The sequence below is a fragment of the Rossellomorea sp. FS2 genome, assembly GCF_047915635.1.
Classification (GTDB): Bacteria; Bacillota; Bacilli; order Bacillales; family Bacillaceae_B; genus Rossellomorea; species Rossellomorea marisflavi_A.
Window position 1 is genome coordinate 1,143 of sequence record NZ_JBLRVS010000001.1, and the last position, 19,461, is coordinate 20,603.

16 protein-coding genes and 1 tRNA gene are annotated in these 19,461 nt (G+C 51.1%); 16 read left to right on the plus strand and 1 reads right to left on the minus strand.

The features are described from left to right. Nucleotides 1-4: 4 nt before the first annotated feature. The 6 genes from ACNA6I_RS00055 to ACNA6I_RS00080 all read left to right on the plus strand — a co-directional run bounded on the left by ACNA6I_RS00055 (nucleotide 5) and on the right by ACNA6I_RS00080 (nucleotide 8,285). A tRNA-Glu gene (locus ACNA6I_RS00055) sits at nucleotides 5-76 on the plus strand. A gap of 307 nt (nucleotides 77-383) precedes the next feature. Next, complete coding sequence (gene glgB / locus ACNA6I_RS00060) at nucleotides 384-2,231, plus strand: 1,4-alpha-glucan branching enzyme (protein ID WP_416312748.1); 1,848 nt, start codon at nucleotides 384-386, stop codon at nucleotides 2,229-2,231. A 14-nt stretch (nucleotides 2,232-2,245) separates the two neighbouring features. Then, nucleotides 2,246-3,403, plus strand: a complete 1,158-nt coding sequence (locus ACNA6I_RS00065; RefSeq protein ID WP_048007350.1) for a glucose-1-phosphate adenylyltransferase — start codon at nucleotides 2,246-2,248, stop codon at nucleotides 3,401-3,403. A 25-nt stretch (nucleotides 3,404-3,428) separates the two neighbouring features. Further along, nucleotides 3,429-4,457, plus strand: coding sequence for a sugar phosphate nucleotidyltransferase (locus tag ACNA6I_RS00070; protein ID WP_048007351.1), 1,029 nt, complete (start codon nucleotides 3,429-3,431; stop codon nucleotides 4,455-4,457). Next, nucleotides 4,454-5,893 (plus strand): glycogen synthase GlgA, encoded by a 1,440-nt coding sequence (gene glgA / locus ACNA6I_RS00075; protein WP_048007352.1) that lies wholly within the window; start codon nucleotides 4,454-4,456, stop codon nucleotides 5,891-5,893. The genes ACNA6I_RS00070 and glgA overlap by 4 nt, the downstream gene beginning before the upstream one ends. Further along, nucleotides 5,883-8,285 carry a glycogen/starch/alpha-glucan phosphorylase gene (locus ACNA6I_RS00080; protein WP_063190393.1) on the plus strand — a complete coding sequence of 801 codons (2,403 nt, stop codon included), beginning with the start codon at nucleotides 5,883-5,885 and terminating at the stop codon, nucleotides 8,283-8,285. Before glgA ends, ACNA6I_RS00080 begins: the two co-directional genes overlap by 11 nt. 60 nt (nucleotides 8,286-8,345) lie before the next feature. Here the strand turns inward: ACNA6I_RS00080 and ACNA6I_RS00085 are convergent, their stop codons facing one another. Further along, nucleotides 8,346-9,149, minus strand: coding sequence for a TraR/DksA C4-type zinc finger protein (locus ACNA6I_RS00085; RefSeq protein WP_416312749.1), 804 nt, complete (start codon nucleotides 9,147-9,149; stop codon nucleotides 8,346-8,348). Nucleotides 9,150-9,391: 242 nt separating this feature from the next. Between ACNA6I_RS00085 and ACNA6I_RS00090 the strand changes: the two genes are divergently transcribed. The 10 genes from ACNA6I_RS00090 (at nucleotide 9,392) to ACNA6I_RS00135 (ending at nucleotide 19,278) form a co-directional block, all read left to right on the plus strand. Next, nucleotides 9,392-10,801, plus strand: a complete 1,410-nt coding sequence (locus ACNA6I_RS00090; RefSeq protein ID WP_416312750.1) for an isochorismate synthase — start codon at nucleotides 9,392-9,394, stop codon at nucleotides 10,799-10,801. Continuing rightward, nucleotides 10,798-12,516, plus strand: coding sequence for a 2-succinyl-5-enolpyruvyl-6-hydroxy-3-cyclohexene-1-carboxylic-acid synthase (gene menD / locus ACNA6I_RS00095; RefSeq protein WP_416312751.1), 1,719 nt, complete (start codon nucleotides 10,798-10,800; stop codon nucleotides 12,514-12,516). The genes ACNA6I_RS00090 and menD overlap by 4 nt, the downstream gene beginning before the upstream one ends. Further along, the gene (gene menH / locus ACNA6I_RS00100; protein ID WP_048014525.1) at nucleotides 12,513-13,334 is read left to right on the plus strand and encodes a 2-succinyl-6-hydroxy-2,4-cyclohexadiene-1-carboxylate synthase; all 822 of its coding nucleotides are present in this window, start codon (nucleotides 12,513-12,515) and stop codon (nucleotides 13,332-13,334) included. Before menD ends, menH begins: the two co-directional genes overlap by 4 nt. Beyond that, nucleotides 13,324-14,142, plus strand: a complete 819-nt coding sequence (menB, locus tag ACNA6I_RS00105; protein WP_048007357.1) for a 1,4-dihydroxy-2-naphthoyl-CoA synthase — start codon at nucleotides 13,324-13,326, stop codon at nucleotides 14,140-14,142. The genes menH and menB overlap by 11 nt, the downstream gene beginning before the upstream one ends. A gap of 76 nt (nucleotides 14,143-14,218) precedes the next feature. Beyond that, the gene (locus tag ACNA6I_RS00110) at nucleotides 14,219-15,688 is read left to right on the plus strand and encodes an o-succinylbenzoate--CoA ligase (protein WP_048007358.1); all 1,470 of its coding nucleotides are present in this window, start codon (nucleotides 14,219-14,221) and stop codon (nucleotides 15,686-15,688) included. After that, complete coding sequence (gene menC, locus ACNA6I_RS00115; protein ID WP_063190397.1) at nucleotides 15,678-16,784, plus strand: o-succinylbenzoate synthase; 1,107 nt, start codon at nucleotides 15,678-15,680, stop codon at nucleotides 16,782-16,784. The genes ACNA6I_RS00110 and menC overlap by 11 nt, the downstream gene beginning before the upstream one ends. A 20-nt stretch (nucleotides 16,785-16,804) precedes the next feature. Continuing rightward, nucleotides 16,805-17,248, plus strand: a complete 444-nt coding sequence (locus ACNA6I_RS00120; protein ID WP_048013482.1) for an NUDIX domain-containing protein — start codon at nucleotides 16,805-16,807, stop codon at nucleotides 17,246-17,248. Nucleotides 17,249-17,432: 184 nt separating this feature from the next. Then, nucleotides 17,433-18,209 carry an SDR family oxidoreductase gene (locus ACNA6I_RS00125; RefSeq protein ID WP_251527149.1) on the plus strand — a complete coding sequence of 259 codons (777 nt, stop codon included), beginning with the start codon at nucleotides 17,433-17,435 and terminating at the stop codon, nucleotides 18,207-18,209. Nucleotides 18,210-18,226: 17 nt separating this feature from the next. Next, nucleotides 18,227-18,745 carry a DUF664 domain-containing protein gene (locus ACNA6I_RS00130; RefSeq protein WP_416312752.1) on the plus strand — a complete coding sequence of 173 codons (519 nt, stop codon included), beginning with the start codon at nucleotides 18,227-18,229 and terminating at the stop codon, nucleotides 18,743-18,745. Continuing rightward, nucleotides 18,745-19,278, plus strand: a complete 534-nt coding sequence (locus ACNA6I_RS00135) for a 2'-5' RNA ligase family protein (protein WP_414129458.1) — start codon at nucleotides 18,745-18,747, stop codon at nucleotides 19,276-19,278. The genes ACNA6I_RS00130 and ACNA6I_RS00135 overlap by 1 nt, the downstream gene beginning before the upstream one ends. Nucleotides 19,279-19,461: the final 183 nt, after the last annotated feature.

The window sequence follows — 19,461 nt, forward strand, 5'->3', positions numbered from 1 at the left end:
AAGCGGCCCGTTGGTCAAGCGGTTAAGACACCGCCCTTTCACGGCGGTAACACGGGTTCGAATCCCGTACGGGTCATAAAATAAAAAAGATGTGTCGAAGGGTCCTTCGACACATCTTTTTTTGTATCATCTGGAAGGATTCTCTTTATCTGACACGGTTTCAGGTAGTGGTGCACTAAAAGTTTTTAAAATATTTCGACAAATAGCGACAAATATAAGGATATATATGGGATGAAAGCCTTGTCATTCGAGGTTTTCATCCTTTTTTTGGTGTTTTCCGAGGGGTGCTAACAAATATTGTCGCAAATGGGAGATGATGAAATGAAGGAATTCTTATATGATGAAAGAAATAAGTAAGGAGATTGATGATGGTAGGTGAAGAAATGGACACGTTGTCCCTAACAGATTATGACGTTTTTTTGTTCCATGAAGGGAATATGCAGCATGCCTATCGTTTTATGGGGTGTCATGTGAAAGCGGGCATTTCAACTGATTTTTGTGTTTGGGCCCCGGAGGCAAAAGCGGTTTCAGTGGTTGGTTCGTTCAACAATTGGGACGGCAGGGGATATGAACTTGAGAGGATCAATAAGGAAGGTGTATGGGTGATCCGGATTGATGGCGATTTGACCGGCTCAACCTATAAATACGAGATTGTGACTTCTTCAGGGGAACGAAGGATGAAAGCTGATCCATATGGATTCTCCTCTGAAGTCAGGCCGCGTACTGCGAGCGTAGTGTACGACCTTGAAGGGTTCAAGTGGAGCGACCGTGATTGGATGAGGAAAAAAGAAAAGCTAAATCGCTTTGATCAGCCGATGTTCATATATGAAGTGCACCTTGGAACGTGGAAAAAGAAAACGGATGGCTCTTTTCTTACCTATTCAGAGCTTGCAGATCAACTGATTCCATATGTAAAGGAGCATGGCTTCACCCATATTGAAATCATGCCGGTGACCGAGCACCCATTTGACCGTTCGTGGGGCTATCAGGGGACAGGCTATTATGCCCCTACAAGCAGATATGGTTCACCCCATGATTTCATGGCGTTTGTGAATGAATGCCATGCTCATCAAATCGGCGTCATCCTGGATTGGGTGCCCGGTCATTTTTGCAAAGATGCGCATGGACTGTATCAATTCGATGGGTCCTTTGCCTATGAATACGCACGGGATAGTGACCGGGAGAATCATACATGGGGGACGGTCAACTTTGATCTGGGGAAAGGCGAAGTAAGGAGCTTCCTCCTATCAAATGCCCGTTTCTGGATGGAGAAGTACCATATCGACGGCTTCAGGGTCGATGCCGTGGCGAATATCATTTATTGGGCGAATCAGGGGGAATCGGCCGCGAATGAAGGGGCACTGGAGTTCCTGAAACGATTGAATACATCTGTTTTTGAGTTTGACCCTTCCTTCTTGATGATGGCGGAGGATTCCACCGATTGGCCGCAGGTCACCTCACCGGTTCATTACGGGGGACTTGGCTTCAGCTATAAGTGGAACATGGGATGGATGAATGATGTGCTCACTTACATGGAAGCGACACCGGAAGAGAGAAGAGGGCTTCATTCCCTCATCACGTTCTCCATCCTCTATGCTTTCTCTGAAAACTATATCCTCCCTTTCTCACATGATGAGGTGGTCCATGGGAAGAAGTCATTGCTGGATAAGATGCCGGGGGATCATTGGCAAAAGTTTGCCCAGTACCGGCTGCTCCTTGCGTTCATGACAGGTCATCCGGGTAAAAAGCTTCTGTTCATGGGAAGTGAACTGGCTCCGTTTGCCGAATGGAAGGACCTGGAACAACTGGACTGGCATTTGATGAGTTACGATTTTCATCACAAATTCAACTCATATTTCAAAGAAGTATTGCATTTATATAGAGGTGCAACACCGCTTCACCAGTGGGACCATCGGAGTGACGGTTTTGAATGGATCGATGTCAATAATGCCGATCAGCAGATCTTCTCCTTCATCAGGCATTCAGAGGGAGAGCATCTGATCATCATCTGTAATTTCAGCAAGGATGCCTACCACCACTATAAGGTGGGCGTACCCCTTGTGAAAGCATATCAAGAGATCTTGAACAGCGATGAAGAACGCTTTGGAGGCTCACATCAAATCAATCCCCATCTCCTTCCTGTCACGAAAGGGTCGTATCACGGGAAAGAGGGATCGATCGAAATGACCATACCGCCTTATGGAGCTGTTTATTTAAAACCAATCATATGAGGGGAGATGCTAGCATGGGTAATGGGAAATGTGTGGCAATGTTGTTGGCAGGAGGCAAAGGGAGCAGGTTGAATTCATTGACGAAGAGCTTGGCGAAACCGGCGGTACCCTTTGGGGGCAAGTACCGTATCATCGACTTCACATTGAGTAATTGTACGAATTCCGGCATTGATACAGTGGGGGTTTTGACTCAATATCAACCGCTGGTGCTGAATTCGTATATCGGGATTGGCAGCGCGTGGGATCTCGACCGTCGGAACGGGGGGGTCACGGTACTCCCTCCTTATGCAGAATCCTCCGAGATGCGCTGGTATACAGGGACTGCCAGTGCCATCTTCCAGAACGTGAACTACATCGAGCAATATGATCCTGAATATGTGCTGATTCTTTCAGGAGATCATATTTACAAGATGGATTACAGCAAGATGCTCGATTATCATATCGAAAAGAAAGCGGATGTCACGATTTCGGTCATTGAAGTCGGATGGGATGAGGCGAGCAGGTTCGGATTGATGAATACCGATGAAGCCATGAGGGTGACCGAGTTTGAGGAAAAACCGCAGTTCCCCAAGAGTAATCTGGCTTCCATGGGCATCTATATCTTCAACTGGTCACTCCTGAAAGAATACCTGGAGATGGATGACCGGAATCCACGCTCCACACATGATTTCGGAAAGGACGTCATTCCCCTTCTCCTTGATGAAAAGAAAAAGCTGATGGCCTATCCGTTCGAAGGCTACTGGAAGGATGTCGGCACGGTCCGGAGCCTGTGGGAGGCCAATATGGATCTCATCGATGAAAAAAATGAACTGAATCTTTTCGACCTGGACTGGAGGGTATATTCGGTCAATCCCAATGAACCGCCTCAATATATCTCGGAAGATGCCCATGTGGAAGGATCGTTGATCAATGAAGGATGCACGATCGAAGGGACCGTTGAAAAATCCGTGCTGTTCCAGGGAGCTTCCGTGAAGCGTGGAGCCCATGTCACCCGTTCCGTCGTCATGCCGGGGGCAGAAATCGGCGAGAATGCGTATATCGAGCAGGCGATCGTGCCTCCTGATGTGGTGGTGCCGAGTGGCATCGTCATCATGCCTGAGGAAGAGTCGGATGAAATCATACTGGTAACGGAATCGGTTCTATCGGCATTACTCGAACAGGAAGAAGTTTGATCATCTACTTAGAGGAGGAGTTCATATGAAAAACACCCTGTTAGGCGTCATTGATGCGACCAGTTATTACGATTCACTCGAAGACTTGCTATTGCACCGTTCGCTTGCGGCCCTTCCGATCGCCGGCCGCTATCGCCTGGTCGATTTCGTCCTTTCGAATATGGTGAATTCAGATATCGGATCCGTCGCCATCTTCCCTAAATACCAGTACCGTTCCCTCATGGATCATCTCGGATCGGGGAAAAACTGGGACCTGAACAGAAAGAGGGACGGTTTGTTCTTCTTTCCGGTTCCGGGACTTGAAAGGAACGATGAAACGATCGGATCGTTCAATCATTTTGCCCATCACATCGATTATTTCACCCGCAGCACACAGGAATATGCCCTCATCACCAACTGCTATACGGTGTGCAATATATCCTATCGTCCGGTCCTTGACCGCCACGTCCAGATCGGATGTGATATCACGGAAATCCGGCATGGGGGATCGTCCCTTCATATGTATCTGATCAAAAAAACCCTTCTTGTCGATCTGATCAAAACCCGCCATCAGACAGGGTATACGTGCATGAATGACGTGGTGGAAGATATGGAGAGCGGACTGAAGGTCTGTGGATACGAACATCAAGGCTTTGTCGAGAGAATCGACTCCATCGACAAATATTTTGAAACAAGCATGAATCTCCTGGAACTTGATCAGTGGAGGGAGCTGTTCAAGAAAGACCAGCCCATCTACACAAAGGTGAAAGATGAGCCGCCAACACGCTATACAAGCGAAGCAGGCGTAAAGCACAGCATCATCGCCAATGGCTGTTTCATAAAAGGCCATGTGGATCATTCCATGATCTTCAGGGCGGTCAAGGTAGGAGAAGGGACGACGATCAAGAACTCCATCATCATGCAAAAGAGCCAGATCGGCCGTGATTGTGTATTGGAGAATGTCATCCTTGATAAAGATGTGAAGATCGAAGATGGTGTTAGACTCATCGGGGACCCGGAACAACCCATCGTCGTCCGTAAAGGCATGGTCCAGGGAGCGCTGATGAACTCGTGAAGGTACTATTTGCAGTCTCTGAGTGCGTACCATTCATCAAATCGGGAGGGCTTGCAGATGTTGCCGGCGCCCTCCCGAAAGAGCTTCGTAAACTTGGAACCGACGTGAGGGTGATCCTCCCTAAATATGGGGGGATCTCCGCTCATTTTAAGGAGCGAATGAGGAAAGTCAAGGAGTTCACTGTTGCCGTGGGGTGGAGACAGCAGTACTGCGGGATAGAGGAATACAAGGAAAATGGCGTCACCTACTATTTCGTCGACAATGAATACTACTTTGACCGGGACCGATTATATGGATTCGACGATGAAGGGGAACGGTATTCCTACTTTACCCGGGCCGTATTGGAAGCCATCGGCGAACTGGAATTCTATCCGGACGTCATCCATTGCCATGACTGGCATACCGCGATGATTCCGTTCCTGCTGAGGACCGAATATCAGGATCGCAGTGGATATGCCTTCATCCGCACGGTCTTCACCATCCATAATCTGCAGTTCCAGGGAATCTACCCTTTCAGTGTGATGACGGATCTGTTGGGAATTCCCCAGCGGTATGCCCATCCTGATTACCTGGAATTCCATGGATGCATGAATTTTATGAAGGGAGCCCTCATCTCTGCCGATATCATCACGACTGTCAGTCCTACATATAAAGACGAAATCCTCCAGCCTTACTACGGGGAACGTCTCGATGGAGTCCTGAAGCTCAGGGAGCGGGAGCTGGTCGGGATCGTCAATGGGATCGATGACGGGGAATACGATCCCGGGGAGGGTGATCATCCATTTTTCAGTGGCAATCTTCAAGGCAAAAAAGCCAGTAAAGAGGAGCTGCAGGAGCAGTTGGGCCTGGAAAAACGTGATGTACCGGTCATCTCCATCATTTCAAGGCTGACTGCCCAGAAAGGACTCGATCTCATCAGGGCCGTGCTTCACGAAATGCTCGAAGAGGATGTCCAGTTCGTCGTCCTTGGTTCGGGCGACTGGGAGTATGAGCAGTTCTTCAGGGAAGCAGCCGCTGGGCATCCGGATAAGGTCAGGGTGCAGATCGGATTCGATGAAGGGTTGGCCAAACAAATTTACCGGGGCTCCGATTTATTCCTCATGCCTTCAAGGTTCGAGCCGTGCGGCCTTGGCCAAATGATCGCCATGAGATATGGTGCGCTGCCACTCGTCCGGGAGACGGGGGGATTGAATGATACGGTGCATTCGTATGATGAAGAATCGGGGAGCGGGAACGGCTTCTCGTTCGCGAATTTCAACGCCCACGATATGTTGTATACGTACCGCCGCGCCATCCGCCTCTATGGACAGGATGATGTGTGGGCAAGGATTGTGAAGAATGCGATGGAAACGGATAACAGCTGGGCCCAATCGGCATTCAAATACAATCAATTGTATTCAGATCTCACCTCGAGGAGTGAAAGTCATGTTTTCTAGCCAGGAGGAATTTAAGGAAGCTTATCTGAAGAAGTTGGAGATGACATCAGGTAAGGCATTCCCCGACACCACTCTTCAAGATCGTTATGATACGCTCGGGCAGCTGATCCGTGAGTACATCAGTATGAACTGGATCCAGACAAACGAGCAGTACCGGTATCAGAAACAAAAACAGGTGTATTACCTGTCCATTGAATTTTTACTCGGCCGCCTGTTGAGGCAGAATCTGATGAATCTCGGGATCTACGAGCTTGTGGAAGAGGGGCTTGGAGACTTGGGGATCGATTTGAAGGACATGGAGGATGTAGAGCAGGATGCCGCCCTCGGGAACGGGGGACTTGGACGACTGGCCGCATGCTTCCTTGATTCCATGGCCTCGATGGATCTTCCGGGTCACGGCTACGGCATACGCTACAAGCACGGGCTGTTTGAACAAAAAATCGTGAACGGTTATCAGATGGAGCTCCCCGAACAGTGGCTTCGTCATGGATATGTGTGGGAAGTACGGAAACCGGATCTTATGATGCAGATTCCGTTCTGGGGCCGGATTGAATCAACCGAGAAGGACGGGGTACCCTCATTCAGGCATGTAGATGCCGAAATCGTTGCAGCTGTCCCATATGATCTCCCCGTCGTGGGCTACGGGACGACAACGGTGAATACGCTGCGCTTATGGAATGCAGAGCCTTATGCCTATAAAGCCGGAAGGGACATGATGAAGTATAAGCGGGATACGGAAGCCATCACCGAATTCCTTTATCCAGATGATACCCAGGATGAAGGAAAGGTCCTCAGGTTGAAGCAGCAGTATTTTCTTGTGTCTGCAAGCATCCGGACGATACTCGAGTCCTATCTCTCCAGGCACGGAGACCTTATGAATCTTCATGAGCATGTGGCCATCCACATCAATGATACCCACCCGGTACTCGCCATACCTGAAATGATGAGAGTCCTGATCGATGAGTACGCCTTGGACTGGGATTCAGCTTGGGGTGTGACGACGAAGACGTTCGCCTATACGAACCATACGACCCTTTCTGAAGCATTGGAACGGTGGCCAGTGAGGATTTTTCAGCCTCTTTTGCCGAGGATCTATATGATTGTCGATGAAATCAATGAGCGGTTTTGCCGTGACCTGTGGGATGCCTACCCGGGAGAGTGGGGCAGAATCGAAGGGATGGCCATCATTGCCCACGGGGAAGTGAAAATGGCCCACCTCGCCATAGCAGGAAGCCACAGTGTGAACGGGGTCGCGAAGATTCATACCGATATCTTGAAAGAACGGGAGATGAACCTGTTCTATCAGTATTTTCCCGGGAAGTTCAACAGCAAGACGAATGGGATCACCCATCGTCGCTGGCTGCTCAATAGCAACCCGCCCCTGGCGTCGCTCATCCAATCAGCGATAGGAGACGCCTGGATCAAGGATCCTTCAAGGCTTAGCGAGCTTGAGTCCTTTACAGCAGACCGGACATTCCTGGATGACCTTCATAAGGCGAAGCAGCTGAACAAAAAGAGACTGGCGGATCGCATCCTCGAGACCAATGGAATTGTGGTGGACCCTGATTCGATTTTTGATATTCAAGTGAAGAGGCTTCATGCGTATAAGAGGCAGCTTCTCAATATCCTCCACATCCTCCATCTTTTCAACAGATGTCAGGAAAACCCCGCTGCGGATATTCCGCCTCGGACCTTTATATTCGGAGCCAAGGCTTCACCGGGGTACTATTATGCGAAGAAGATCATCAAATTGATCCACTCGGTCGCAGATCTTGTGAACGATCACCCGGCTGTGAAAGGAAGGATCAAGGTCGTATTCCTTGAAAATTACCGTGTATCCCTGGCAGAGGAAATCATCCCGGCAGCGGATGTCTCCCAGCAGATTTCCACAGCGAGTAAAGAAGCCTCGGGGACAGGGAATATGAAATTCATGATGAATGGCGCCGTGACGCTCGGCACATTGGATGGAGCCAATATTGAAATCCTGGAGCAGGTCGGGGAAAAGAATATCTTCATCTTCGGTCTCAGGGCTGAAGAGGTGATGAAACAGCAGCAGGATGGAAGTTACTACTCCATGGAGTATTACCACCATGATGAGCGCATCAAGAAAATCCTCGATCAGCTCGTCGATGGCAGCCTTCCCGATGCGGGGGATCATTTTGAAACGATCTATGATTCGCTGCTTGCTGAGAATGATGAATTCTTTGTACTCCGGGACTTCGATTCATATGCCAAGGCACATGAAAAAGTAGCATCTGCCTACCGTGACCAGGCGTCGTGGCTCCGGATGAGCCTGATCAATATTGCACGCTCAGGATACTTCTCGAGTGACCGGACCATCGCCGAATATGCACGTGAGATCTGGAAGATCGGCGGGGTCGGCGTACGATGATCCCGCTGAATAATAAACGCCCGGATGCCAATGGCATTCCGGGCGTTTTGTTGTGGGGCCTTATGATTTCTTTTTATCTGATACGTAGCTGTCGCGTTCTTTATACGGGATGTCCCCGATGGTCGACTCCATGTCATTCTCATCGAGCATATCCTCATACTCTTCATGTGACTTGGATGGATAGGCCTTCGTGTTCTTCCCGACCATATCGGTCCCGACGAAGGATTCCATATCTTCTGTGAACCCTTCCGTCTCGTCATCGTCTTCATAAAGATCGGAATAATCATCGTGATCGCCTTGGAAGTCCGATGGGGTTTCCGACGTACCGAATCGGCCGACCTCCTGGAAGCTATCCTCTGTATCACGCACCAGCTGTCCGGTTTCATGGCGGAATTCCCCATTTACAGGTGGCTGAAGAATATCTTCTTCTGCAGGTCGGTCATCGACGACCGACTGTGCGCTTGCATGGTCTTTGCAGTAAAGCGTCGTCGGTATGGCTTCAAGGCGTTCGAATGGAATTTCTTCACCGCATTCTTTGCATGTTCCGTAAGAGCCTTCATCCATCGCTTTCAGGGCATTGTTGATTTTATTCAGTTCTGATTTCGAGTGTTCATCCAGTGCAAAATCCTTTTCCCGCTCATATAGTTCAGAGCCCATATCCGCAGGGTGGTTATCATAGAGGGAAAGCTCCCCTCCATTTTCGTTATCACCCGTGTTTGCGGGATTTTCTTCCCTGTCATCCAACTGACCCTGGATGTGATTCTTCTGATCCATCAATTCATCCTTGAGCTGTTTCTTTTCCTTTGTCGAAAGCATATATGTCACGTCCTTCATAAAGTTCGATTTGTTCATCATCGTACTCATACTTTAACCGAAACACGGTCTGTTAAAACATGAATCCTTCATGTAGTGTGCGGGGAATAGGCCTTTTCTCCACCCATCATCAGGTTTTATAACGCTTTTGGTTTCTCAAAAGGGGAAAAAGGGTTTATTATATAATAGGGATAAATAATGATTCATATCCATGACTTCGTTGACACACCCTATACTCAGGTGTATCTTGTAATGGATTTGAAAACTGTAAGTGATTGTCTGGAGGAATTCAATTGGTTACAATCCAGAAGACCAATATAGATCAAGCATACGATGCAGCCTTATTGAAGGCTCAACAAATCAATCATCCCGTGCTGTTCAGTATGGTGGAAGAGACAGGGGCTATGGATCCACTTTCCTTCTATCATGCCGGCGGCAGGGTTTTTAAAGGAGAGCGCTTTTTATGGAAGGATCGCGATCAGACGATCTCCCTCATAGGGGCAGGCTCTTCATATGATATCTCGTCATCATTGAAAGAAGGAGAGCGCTTTTTTGCCATCGAGAAAGAGTGGAAGCGCTTCATATCCGACGCGGTCGTCGTATCGAGGGAAGAGTGGCCGGGAACTGGCCCCCTCGCATTCGGAGGCTTCCGTTTCGATTCCGCCAATCCTGCTTCTGCAGAATGGACGGGATTCGATGAAGGGACACTCCGCATCCCAAGATATATGATTACCAAGGCAGGAGAAGCTAACTATCTGACGGTCAATATCGTGTGCCGCCCGGATGGAAGCGGCCCATCCCTGCAGCATTGCCTCAAGGAAAAAGACCTGCTGCTGACGATGGCGTCTGAGCCGGCGAGCCAGATGGATCCAGGGGACATGTCAGCAGAGGATATCCGTGCGCATGAATGGAAGCAGTCCGTCCGCAATGTGGTCGACAGCTTGAAGAATGGTGAGATGGAAAAGGTCGTCCTTGCAAGGAAAACCAAGGTGTCGTTCAGCGACGAGGTCACGTCCGACTATGTGCTTGATAATCTTTGGAAGCAGCAACCCGACAGCTTCATCTTCAGTTTTGAGCAGGAAGGAAGCTGTTTTATCGGAGCCACTCCGGAGCGTCTTGTGAAAAAGGACGGAGAAGAAATCCTCTCCACCTGTCTGGCAGGATCGATTGCAAGGGGGAGCGACCTTGAAGAAGACGAGCGTCTTGGAAGGGAACTCCTGGAGGACGATAAAAACCGGTATGAGCACCAGCTCGTGGTCGATACGATCCGTCAGGCACTGTCCTCCGACTGTGAACGGCTATCCATTCCAGATGAGCCTCAGCTCATGAAGCTGAAGGATATCCAACATCTGTACACCCCGGTCAAGGGAACGGCACCATCCGGTCTGTCGATCCTGACGCTAGTGGAGAAGCTGCACCCGACTCCGGCCCTTGGAGGTGTACCTCGTAAAGAAGCCATGCAGGTAATACGTGAAGAAGAGCAGATGGACAGGGGTCTCTATGCGGGTCCAATCGGATGGATGGATGCATACGGGAACGGTGAATACGCCGTCGCTCTGCGATCAGGACTCCTGAAGGGCGATCATGCATTCATTTATGCAGGCTGCGGGATCGTCGCCCATTCTGATCCAGACAGCGAATTTAAGGAAACACAAATGAAATTCCGTCCGATGCAACGGGCATTAGGAGGGAATCTGATATGAGTGAACATCAGCAGCACTTGACCGATTATCTGGCAGCATTCATAGACGAATTGTCCAGTAACGGAGTAGACGAAGCCGTCATCAGCCCCGGCTCCCGTTCTACTCCTTTGGCGTTATTGCTCACCCATCATCCGCGCATCAATACGTATGTGAACGTGGACGAGCGCTCCGCCGCATTCTTTGCCCTCGGCATCGCCAAGGCAAAGCGGAAGCCGGTCATCCTTGTCTGTACGTCTGGAACCGCAGCGGCGAATTATTATCCGGCCGTCATTGAAGCGCGGTATGCCAAGGTACCGCTCCTTGTCCTGACGGCAGACCGTCCTCATGAGCTGAGGGAGGTCGGAGCGCCTCAGGCGATCGACCAGCTGGACCTGTATGGAAAGCATGTCAAGTGGGCAGTCGATATGGCCCTCCCTGAGTCAGGGCAAGAGATTTTGCGGTATGCCCGCTCAGCGGCAGTCAGGGGACTCGGTATGTCCATCGGGGAACCGAACGGACCGGTGCATTTCAACTTCCCGCTCAGGGAGCCGCTCATTCCCGACCTGCGGGAGGATCTTTTTCAAGAAGGTACGGCAAAACGCGTCTATCAGGGTGAGCGGACGCTCGCTCCTGACCAGGCGGATGAGCTGGAGAAGATCTTGAGTGAACGGAGCCGAGGCATCATCATTTGCGGACCGGGTATGAGTCCGGACGGCATTCAGGCGGTCGCCGACTTTGGAAGAGCAAAGGGATTCCCGATCCTTGCCGACCCGCTATCGAATATGAGGAGCGGAAAACATGGGACAGACGGTATCATCGATGCGTATGACACGTTCCTGAAAGCCGGGGCGGTCGGGGAGGACTTGAAACCTGACCTGATCATCCGTTTCGGTGCCATGGCCGTGTCCAAGCCCCTCATGCTATTCTTGAAAGGGCTGGAGGAAGTGCCGCAATTCGTCATTACACGTGGAGAAGAGTGGCAGGATCCTACGGGCAGGGGCACCCACTATGTGTATGCCCATGAACGTCACTTCTGTCATCGTTTTGCAAGGGAATCAGGGACACGGGACTGGATGGAGAAGTGGATCAGTCTCAATGAAAGAACGAAGAACCTGATGCAAGATGTGATCGGGGAATGGGATGAAGGGAAGGCCGTCAAGTGCCTCCTGGAAACCATTCCGGAACAATCATCCGTTTTTGTCAGCAACAGCATGCCGATCCGGGATGTGGATACCTTCTTCTTTTCGAATGATCGTTCCATCTCCATCCACGCCAACAGGGGTGCCAATGGGATCGACGGTGTCGTCTCGACGGCCCTTGGCATGAGCACGCAGTCACCTTCTACCTATCTGCTCATCGGAGATCTTGCATTCTTCCATGATATGAACGGATTGCTCGCTGGAAGAAAGTATGGATTGGATTTGACTGTGATCGTCATGAACAATAACGGCGGTGGCATCTTCTCCTACTTGCCTCAGGCAAAGGAAGGTGCTTATTTCGAAGAGCTCTTCGGTACACCTATGGATCTTGAGTTCTCCCATGCCGCCGCCATGTATGGAGCGGATTACTCCCTTGTGAAGACAGAATCCGACTTCCTTCAGGCGCTTCGGCAGGCAGAGGGGATGAAGGGTCTGAAGATCATTGAAGTGTTGGCGGACCGCCAGAAAAATGTAGAGAATCATCGTAAAATGTGGGAATTTGTTTCCCGGGAAATACAGGGCGGGCAACCTTCATGAAGGTGAATGAGATCGACTACTTTGTAAATATTAAAGGGGAAGGCCCTCCCGTTGTCTTCCTCCATGGATTCACAGGGGATACATCCTCGTGGAACGAAGTCGTAGATCGCCTGACACACCGCTTCACCTGTATATCGATCGACCTTATCGGGCATGGCAGGACGGATGCTCCTGAAGATGCTGAGAGGTATCAGATGGCGCATGCAGTGGAGGACGTCGAGGCCATACTTGCCCGGTGCGGGATCGGAGAGGCAACCTTTGTCGGTTATTCCATGGGAGGGAGGGTGGCCCTTCAACTTGCCATCACCCGCCCACACCTCGTATCGCATCTCATCCTCGAGAGTGCGTCGCCCGGGTTGTTGACTGAAGAGGAGCGGGACGCCAGACGGGTGAAGGATGAAGCCCTGGCTGAGCGGATCCTCGAGCACGGAATGGAAGAGTTCGTGAACTTTTGGGAAGAGATTCCGTTGTTCGAAACGCAAAAACGCCTGCCGGCCACCGTTCAGGCAGAAATCCGCCAGGGCCGACTCGGACAACGTCCCATCGGTCTTGCCAACAGTCTGAGAGGGATGGGGACGGGGGCACAGCCAAGCTGGTGGGATCACTTGTCCGCCATGGAAATCCCCGTCGATCTTCTGGTAGGGGAGCTCGATGAGAAGTTCGTCGGCATCGCCAAGCGAATGAAAGAACGCAATCCCCGATTCACCATCACATCATTTTCGGGGTACGGGCATGCAATTCATGTGGAAGAACCGCAAAAGTTTGGTACAATGATAGAGGATTTACTACATAAAGGAGGAAATACAAATGGCTTTTGATTGGGTTTCAGAACGAAACTACGAAGATATTTTGTACGAAACGTATAATGGGATCGCGAAGATCACCATCAATCGTCCGGAAGTGCGCAATGCCTTCCGTCCGAAAACAGTAACTGAATTGATCGATGCATTTGCTTATGCTCGTGACGATTCCAAAGTAGGCGTGATTGTTCTTACGGGTGCAGGTGAAAAAGCATTCTGTTCAGGCGGAGATCAGCGCGTACGCGGACATGGTGGATATGTAGGCGAGGATGAAATCCCTCGTTTGAATGTCCTTGACCTTCAGCGTTTGATCCGAGTGATCCCGAAACCAGTCATCGCGATGGTTGCCGGTTATGCCATCGGAGGCGGACACGTTCTTCACGTGGTCTGTGATATCACGATTGCAGCGGACAATGCCATCTTCGGTCAAACAGGACCGAAAGTGGGAAGCTTCGATGCAGGCTACGGTGCCGGGTATCTTGCCCGCATCATCGGACACAAGAAAGCGAAGGAAATTTGGTTCCTATGCCGTCAATACAACGCTCAGGAAGCATTGGATATGGGCCTTGTGAACACAGTAGTACCTTATGAGAAATTGGAAGAGGAAACCGTGCAATGGGCTTCTGAAATGCTCGAAAAGAGCCCGACGGCCCTTCGCTTCCTGAAGGCATCATTCAATGCCGACACGGATGGGCTTGCAGGTCTTCAACAGCTGGCTGGAGATGCAACACTCCTTTATTACACAACGGATGAAGCGAAAGAAGGACGCGATGCGTTCAAGGAAAAACGCAATCCGGACTTCGGTCAATTCCCTCGTTTCCCTTAATGGGACTTGCCTGGCGGATCTTTGGATCTGTCAGGTTTTTTTCTTACTGAACAATCAACAGAATGGAGAATGTACCATGACCACAGAAATGCTGCCCAATTGGCTGAAGCAGCGGGCCTTTTTGACGCCGGACCGCACCGCCGTGAGCTCTGGTGAACGCAGCCTCACTTTCCGTGAGCTCGATCATGCGGCAGAGGAGGCGGCTCAGCGCCTGAATCGGTTGTTGGACGGCACGAAGCCTGCCTTCATCGGCCTCATGATCAAAAACCGCATTGAATCCATCATTGCGGTCCACGCCGTGCAGCAGCTCGGTATGGCTGCCGTGATGCTGAATCACCGGCTCGGCGCTGGAGAATTGACCTTCCAAGTACGGGATATGGCCCTCACACACGTCATCCATGACGAGGACTTTGCAGAGAAGGCGGGCACCCTCGAGGTGGAGGGCATCGGTCTTTCCTTCCTGTTTACGGGAGACAAGCGCCCCTATGCTCCGAGGGACCATACAAATCTTGATGACACCTGCACGGTGATGTATACATCGGGGACAACCGGTTCGCCAAAAGGGGTCCTGCAGACGTATGGGAACCACTGGTGGAGTGCCATCGGTTCCTCCTTGAATCTTGGCACCAGTGAGAAGGATGTATGGCTCTGTGCCGTCCCGCTCTTCCATATCAGCGGTTTCTCGATCCTCATGAGGAGCATCATCTATGGCATGGAGGTCAGACTCCACGCGTCATTCGACGAGGATGCCATCGACCTGGAACTGAAATCCGGCCGTGTGACGATCATCTCGGTCGTCACGAATATGCTCCAGCGCCTCATGGGAAGGATCGGGGAGGGGTATCATGAAAATCTCCGCTGCGTGCTCTTAGGAGGCGGCCCGGCTCCGCTTCCCCTTCTGCAGGCATGCAAGAACAAAGGAGTTCCGGTGTTCCAATCATACGGGATGACCGAAACCTCTTCTCAGATCGTCACCCTTTCACCGGAGTACAGCCTTTCAAAGCTTGGTTCTGCCGGAAAACCCCTTTTCCCGTCCCAGCTGAAGATCAAGGGAGCGTCAGCACCGCTGGAAGAGGGAGAAATCATGGTCAAGGGTCCGAATGTGACAATGGGGTATCATGAGCGCCCTGAAGCAAATGAAAAAAGCTTTGAAGATGGATGGCTCTTCACAGGGGATATCGGCTATGTGGATGAAGAGGGGTTCCTTTATGTTCTTGACAGAAGATCGGACCTGATCATTTCCGGTGGGGAGAATGTGTATCCGGCTGAAGTCGAGAGTGTCCTGCTGGGTATCCCGGGTGTCACGGAAGCAGGCGTCATCGGCATGGATGATCCAGTGTGGGGGCAGGTTCCATGTGCTTTCCTTGTGACGGACCGTCCCATGACTGAAGAGGAGGTCATGAAGGGATGCAAAGCTGCCCTCGCTTCCTATAAATGTCCAAAACGGATCGTATTTGTCGGGGAGCTGCCCCGCAATGCTTCCAATAAGCTCCTTAGAAGGGTGCTCAAAGAAAATATGCTGAAGGGGATCTACGATGAAGCTTAAATCCATTGCACTATCCGTTGTCAGCATGCCGCTTAAAAAGCCGTTTACGACCCATCTGCAGACGGTAGCAGAAAGAGAAGGGATCATCATCGAAGCAGTGGATTCAGAAGGGATTACAGGGCTTGGTGAATGCGTGGCCTTCTCGACCCCGTGGTATACGGAAGAAACGGTCAAGGGGGCCTATCATATCCTGAAGGATGTCCTGATCCCCCTCTTATTGAAAGCGGACCTACGCCATCCTGAAGAGTGCGGCCGGTTATTCAGCGGGGTCCGGGGAAATGCCATGGCAAAAGCATCCCTTGAAATGGCCATCTGGGACCTCTATGCCCGTCAGTCCGGACAGCCCCTCTGGGCCGTGATCGGAGGCACGAGGCAGGAAGTGCTCGCTGGAGCCGTTGTGCCTGCAGGGAACATGGGAGAGATGGTCCGTAGAACATCTGAGCTGATGGGGGACGGATACGAAAGGATCAAGATCAAGGTCTCCCCGGGGAAAGACGAAGAGATCGTCAGGGAACTGCGCAGGACATTTCCGGCTCTTCCCCTCATGGCAGATGCCAATTCCGCCTACACCCTTGATGATCTTCCACGTTTGAAAAAGCTTGATCGATACGGTCTCCTGATGATCGAACAGCCTCTTGGCGTCGATGACATCGTCGAGCATTCGATGCTTCAGAAGGAGCTTTCCACGCCCGTCTGCCTTGATGAAAGCATCGTCTCCCCGCACGATATGAGAAGCGCAATCGCTTTGCAGGCATGCGGCGTCGTGAACATCAAGCTTGGACGGGTAGGGGGATATTCACAGGCGCTTGACATCTATCAGCAGTGTCGTGAAAGCGGGCTTGCCGTCTGGTGCGGAGGGATGATCGAGTTCGGCGTCTCCCGTGCCCACAACATCGTTTTGTCCACCCTTGAAGGGTTCAATCTGCCCGGCGATCTCTCCTCCTCGGCCACCTACTGGGAACAGGATCTGATTACAGAACCGATCACGGTGCAACACGGAAGGATCCCGCGGAAAAACGGGGCGGGCATCGGGGTGGAATTGGATCAGAGGCGGATGAAGGAAATCACGTTACACAATGAAATCATCATGGATTAAATGGGAAGAGGGATGGCAAAATGAGCATACGCAATTCAGCAAAAGCCCTGATCATGAAGGAAGGGGCGGTCCTGCTGACGAAAAATCGGGATGATGAAGGGTTCTTCTATCTATTCCCCGGTGGGGGACAGGAAAAAGGCGAAACACTGGAAGAAGCCGTCGTCCGCGAATGCCAAGAGGAGATCGGGAGTATCGTAAGGGTCGGTCCTTTGAAGCATGTGAGGGAATATATCGGAAAAAACCATGAGCATTCCTTCGACGCCGGATTTCAACAGGTTGAGTTCTACTTTGAATGTCATCTCCTCGGTGAAGAGGGGTACGAGCCGACGAATCCGGACAGCCATCAAGTGGGGATCGAATGGGTCAAGCTCGATGAGTGGGACGGTCTACGGATTTATCCAAAAGCGCTGGGAGAATACATAAAAGGCCATCGCTCCGGGGTGTATGTGGGCGATATCAATTGATGGGGAGCAGGTCAGCGATGATCTGCTTTTTTTGTGCAAAGGGAGATTCCTGTTTTTTACACCCGGAAGTGCGTCATTATGATAAAATGGACACCTGTCGTAATTTTCGGAAATTCAGGCAGATGAGATGCGTCCGTGATCTCATACGCATCTGCTAGGGTAGTATTGAAAAGGAGGGGTAGATATGAAGGAATCATCATCGATTGCCCTCGTCACCGGGGTGAGCCGCGATAAAGGAATAGGGGCAGCCATCTGCCGGATCCTTGCCCGGGATGGAATGGACATCTTCTTTACGCATTGGGGTACATATGACGGAGAAGATGGATGCGGTAAAGAAGAGGGCTTCCCTTCTGTCCTTGCAAAGGAATTGGAGGGCCTTGGAGTCCGCACCGCTCATATGGAAGCGGATCTGAGCAGGCTGGATGCACCGGCGCTCATTTTGCAAACGGCCACACAGAGCCTGGGGTTGCCACGTGTGCTGATCAATAATGCGACCTATGAGTCGCCGACTGATTTCAGGACGATGAGGATGGAGACGCTAGACATGCATTATCAGGTGAACAACCGGGGGACGATCATGCTGTCGGTGGAGTTTGCCAGGCGTTTCGAAGAAGTCTATGCCGGAGCAGAGGACGGGCGCATCGTATTCATGGTGTCCAAAGGCCCGGACCCGCATAATCTTGCCTATACGGCTACCAAGGGGATGCTTACGGCCATAACGGAGCCCCTGGCTACAGCACTTGCCCCGGTGGGCATCACGGTGAACAGCGTTGATCCCGGTCCGACCGATTCAGGATGGATCACGGATGAGATCAGGGAGAATCTCCTCCCTCTCTTTCCGTCCGGCCGCATCGGTACACCGGAGGATGCTGCGCGCCTGATCCGCTTCCTTGCTTCCGAGGATTCCAGATGGGTGACAGGACAGGTCCTCCGCTCGGAAGGCGGATTTTTAGGGAAATAGAAAGGGGTGATTGGAGTATGGATGAAAGAAAATTCTTCATTGAAACGGTTGAACCGTTCGGGCCAGAGGTCGGCAGGCTGATTTCCATGATGGAATACACAAGGTACACTACGCTTCGGGAAGTGGAAGGTTTGACACTGCAGCAGCTCGATACAAAGGTCGAAGGCTGCGACAATTCCATCGGCATGCTCCTCTTGCACATGGCCAGTGTGGAAGAAGCCTTTCAGATCATGACGTTCGGTGAAAGGGATTTGACCGATGAAGAATGGAGCCGGCTGGAATCCGGGATTGATCTTATGGGAATCGACGGAAATGATGCTGCTTTTTATGTGGATCGCCCGGCCGAAGTGCGGAAGCGGACGCTGGAATTATTTGCAGGGGTCGGGGATGAGTGGCTCGACAGGCAATCCCCATTCGGGTGGGATCACCCGGCCAATCACTATTTCAAGTGGTTCCACGTGTTCGAAGATGAGCTCAATCACCGGGGACAGATCCGTTTGATTGTCAAAGAGCTCAAGAAGAGGGAGTCCAACTGATGTACGCCGTCGTCGCCGTCTTCAATCCCGAACTGGAGAGAGCAATCATCGAGGTGTGGGATGAACTGAAGGAAAAGGGGATCAGTGCCTATGCCTCACAAGTAAAAAACCGGCGTCCCCATATCACGCTGGGAGACGTTCAACAGCTGGATCCGGTAAGATTCTCTGAGGATTTTGTTCGCTATTACAGGGATCATAAACCGATTGAGGTCAGGCTTGCGAGCATCGGCTCGTTCATCCGTACCGGGATCCTTTATTATTCTCCTGTACTTTCAGAAGAATTGACCGCTCTTCACCGCGACTTCCACAAACAATTCCTGCCCCCAGACGGGAATGAATCTTCCCTTTATCGCCCCGGGAGCTGGATCCCGCACTGTACGATTGCCAATCGCCTTTCAACCGAAGAGCAGCTGAAGGCATTCGAGCTCGTAAAGGATCGGGAAATCCCTCAAGGGACGATCGCGGGCCTCTCCCTCCTTGATCTGAGGGTACCGGGTGAAGCACCGGAGATTGTCAACGTATCCTTTGTTTGAAGTTGAGCATACAAACGTGTTTTACCCATAGTTAAACCCGAATTCATTTGCGTAGGATCAGGCAAATGAATTCGGGTTTTTAAATTGTTTCATGGCCATTACGATTTCATTGTTCCCAGCGGTTGATTGGTGTGTAAGACGTAGACGCCTGCGGGAAGAGTGGCTCCCCGCAGGCGTGCCGAG

Bases quoted from the DNA above. Each gene is read 5' to 3' on its own strand.
- ACNA6I_RS00120 (WP_048013482.1), top strand. From the start codon at position 16,805: ATGAGCATACGCAATTCAGCAAAAGCCCTGATCATGAAGGAAGGGGCG.
- ACNA6I_RS00070 (WP_048007351.1), top strand. From the start codon at position 3,429: ATGAAAAACACCCTGTTAGGCGTCATTGATGCGACCAGTTATTACGAT.
- ACNA6I_RS00065 (WP_048007350.1), top strand. From the start codon at position 2,246: ATGGGTAATGGGAAATGTGTGGCAATGTTGTTGGCAGGAGGCAAAGGG.
- ACNA6I_RS00110 (WP_048007358.1), top strand. From the start codon at position 14,219: ATGACCACAGAAATGCTGCCCAATTGGCTGAAGCAGCGGGCCTTTTTG.
- menH (WP_048014525.1), top strand. From the start codon at position 12,513: ATGAAGGTGAATGAGATCGACTACTTTGTAAATATTAAAGGGGAAGGC.
- ACNA6I_RS00135 (WP_414129458.1), top strand. From the start codon at position 18,745: ATGTACGCCGTCGTCGCCGTCTTCAATCCCGAACTGGAGAGAGCAATC.
- ACNA6I_RS00085 (WP_416312749.1), bottom strand. From the start codon at position 9,149: ATGAGTACGATGATGAACAAATCGAACTTTATGAAGGACGTGACATAT.
- glgB (WP_416312748.1), top strand. From the start codon at position 384: ATGGACACGTTGTCCCTAACAGATTATGACGTTTTTTTGTTCCATGAA.
- menB (WP_048007357.1), top strand. From the start codon at position 13,324: ATGGCTTTTGATTGGGTTTCAGAACGAAACTACGAAGATATTTTGTAC.
- menD (WP_416312751.1), top strand. From the start codon at position 10,798: ATGAGTGAACATCAGCAGCACTTGACCGATTATCTGGCAGCATTCATA.
- ACNA6I_RS00080 (WP_063190393.1), top strand. From the start codon at position 5,883: ATGTTTTCTAGCCAGGAGGAATTTAAGGAAGCTTATCTGAAGAAGTTG.
- ACNA6I_RS00125 (WP_251527149.1), top strand. From the start codon at position 17,433: ATGAAGGAATCATCATCGATTGCCCTCGTCACCGGGGTGAGCCGCGAT.
- ACNA6I_RS00130 (WP_416312752.1), top strand. From the start codon at position 18,227: ATGGATGAAAGAAAATTCTTCATTGAAACGGTTGAACCGTTCGGGCCA.
- menC (WP_063190397.1), top strand. From the start codon at position 15,678: ATGAAGCTTAAATCCATTGCACTATCCGTTGTCAGCATGCCGCTTAAA.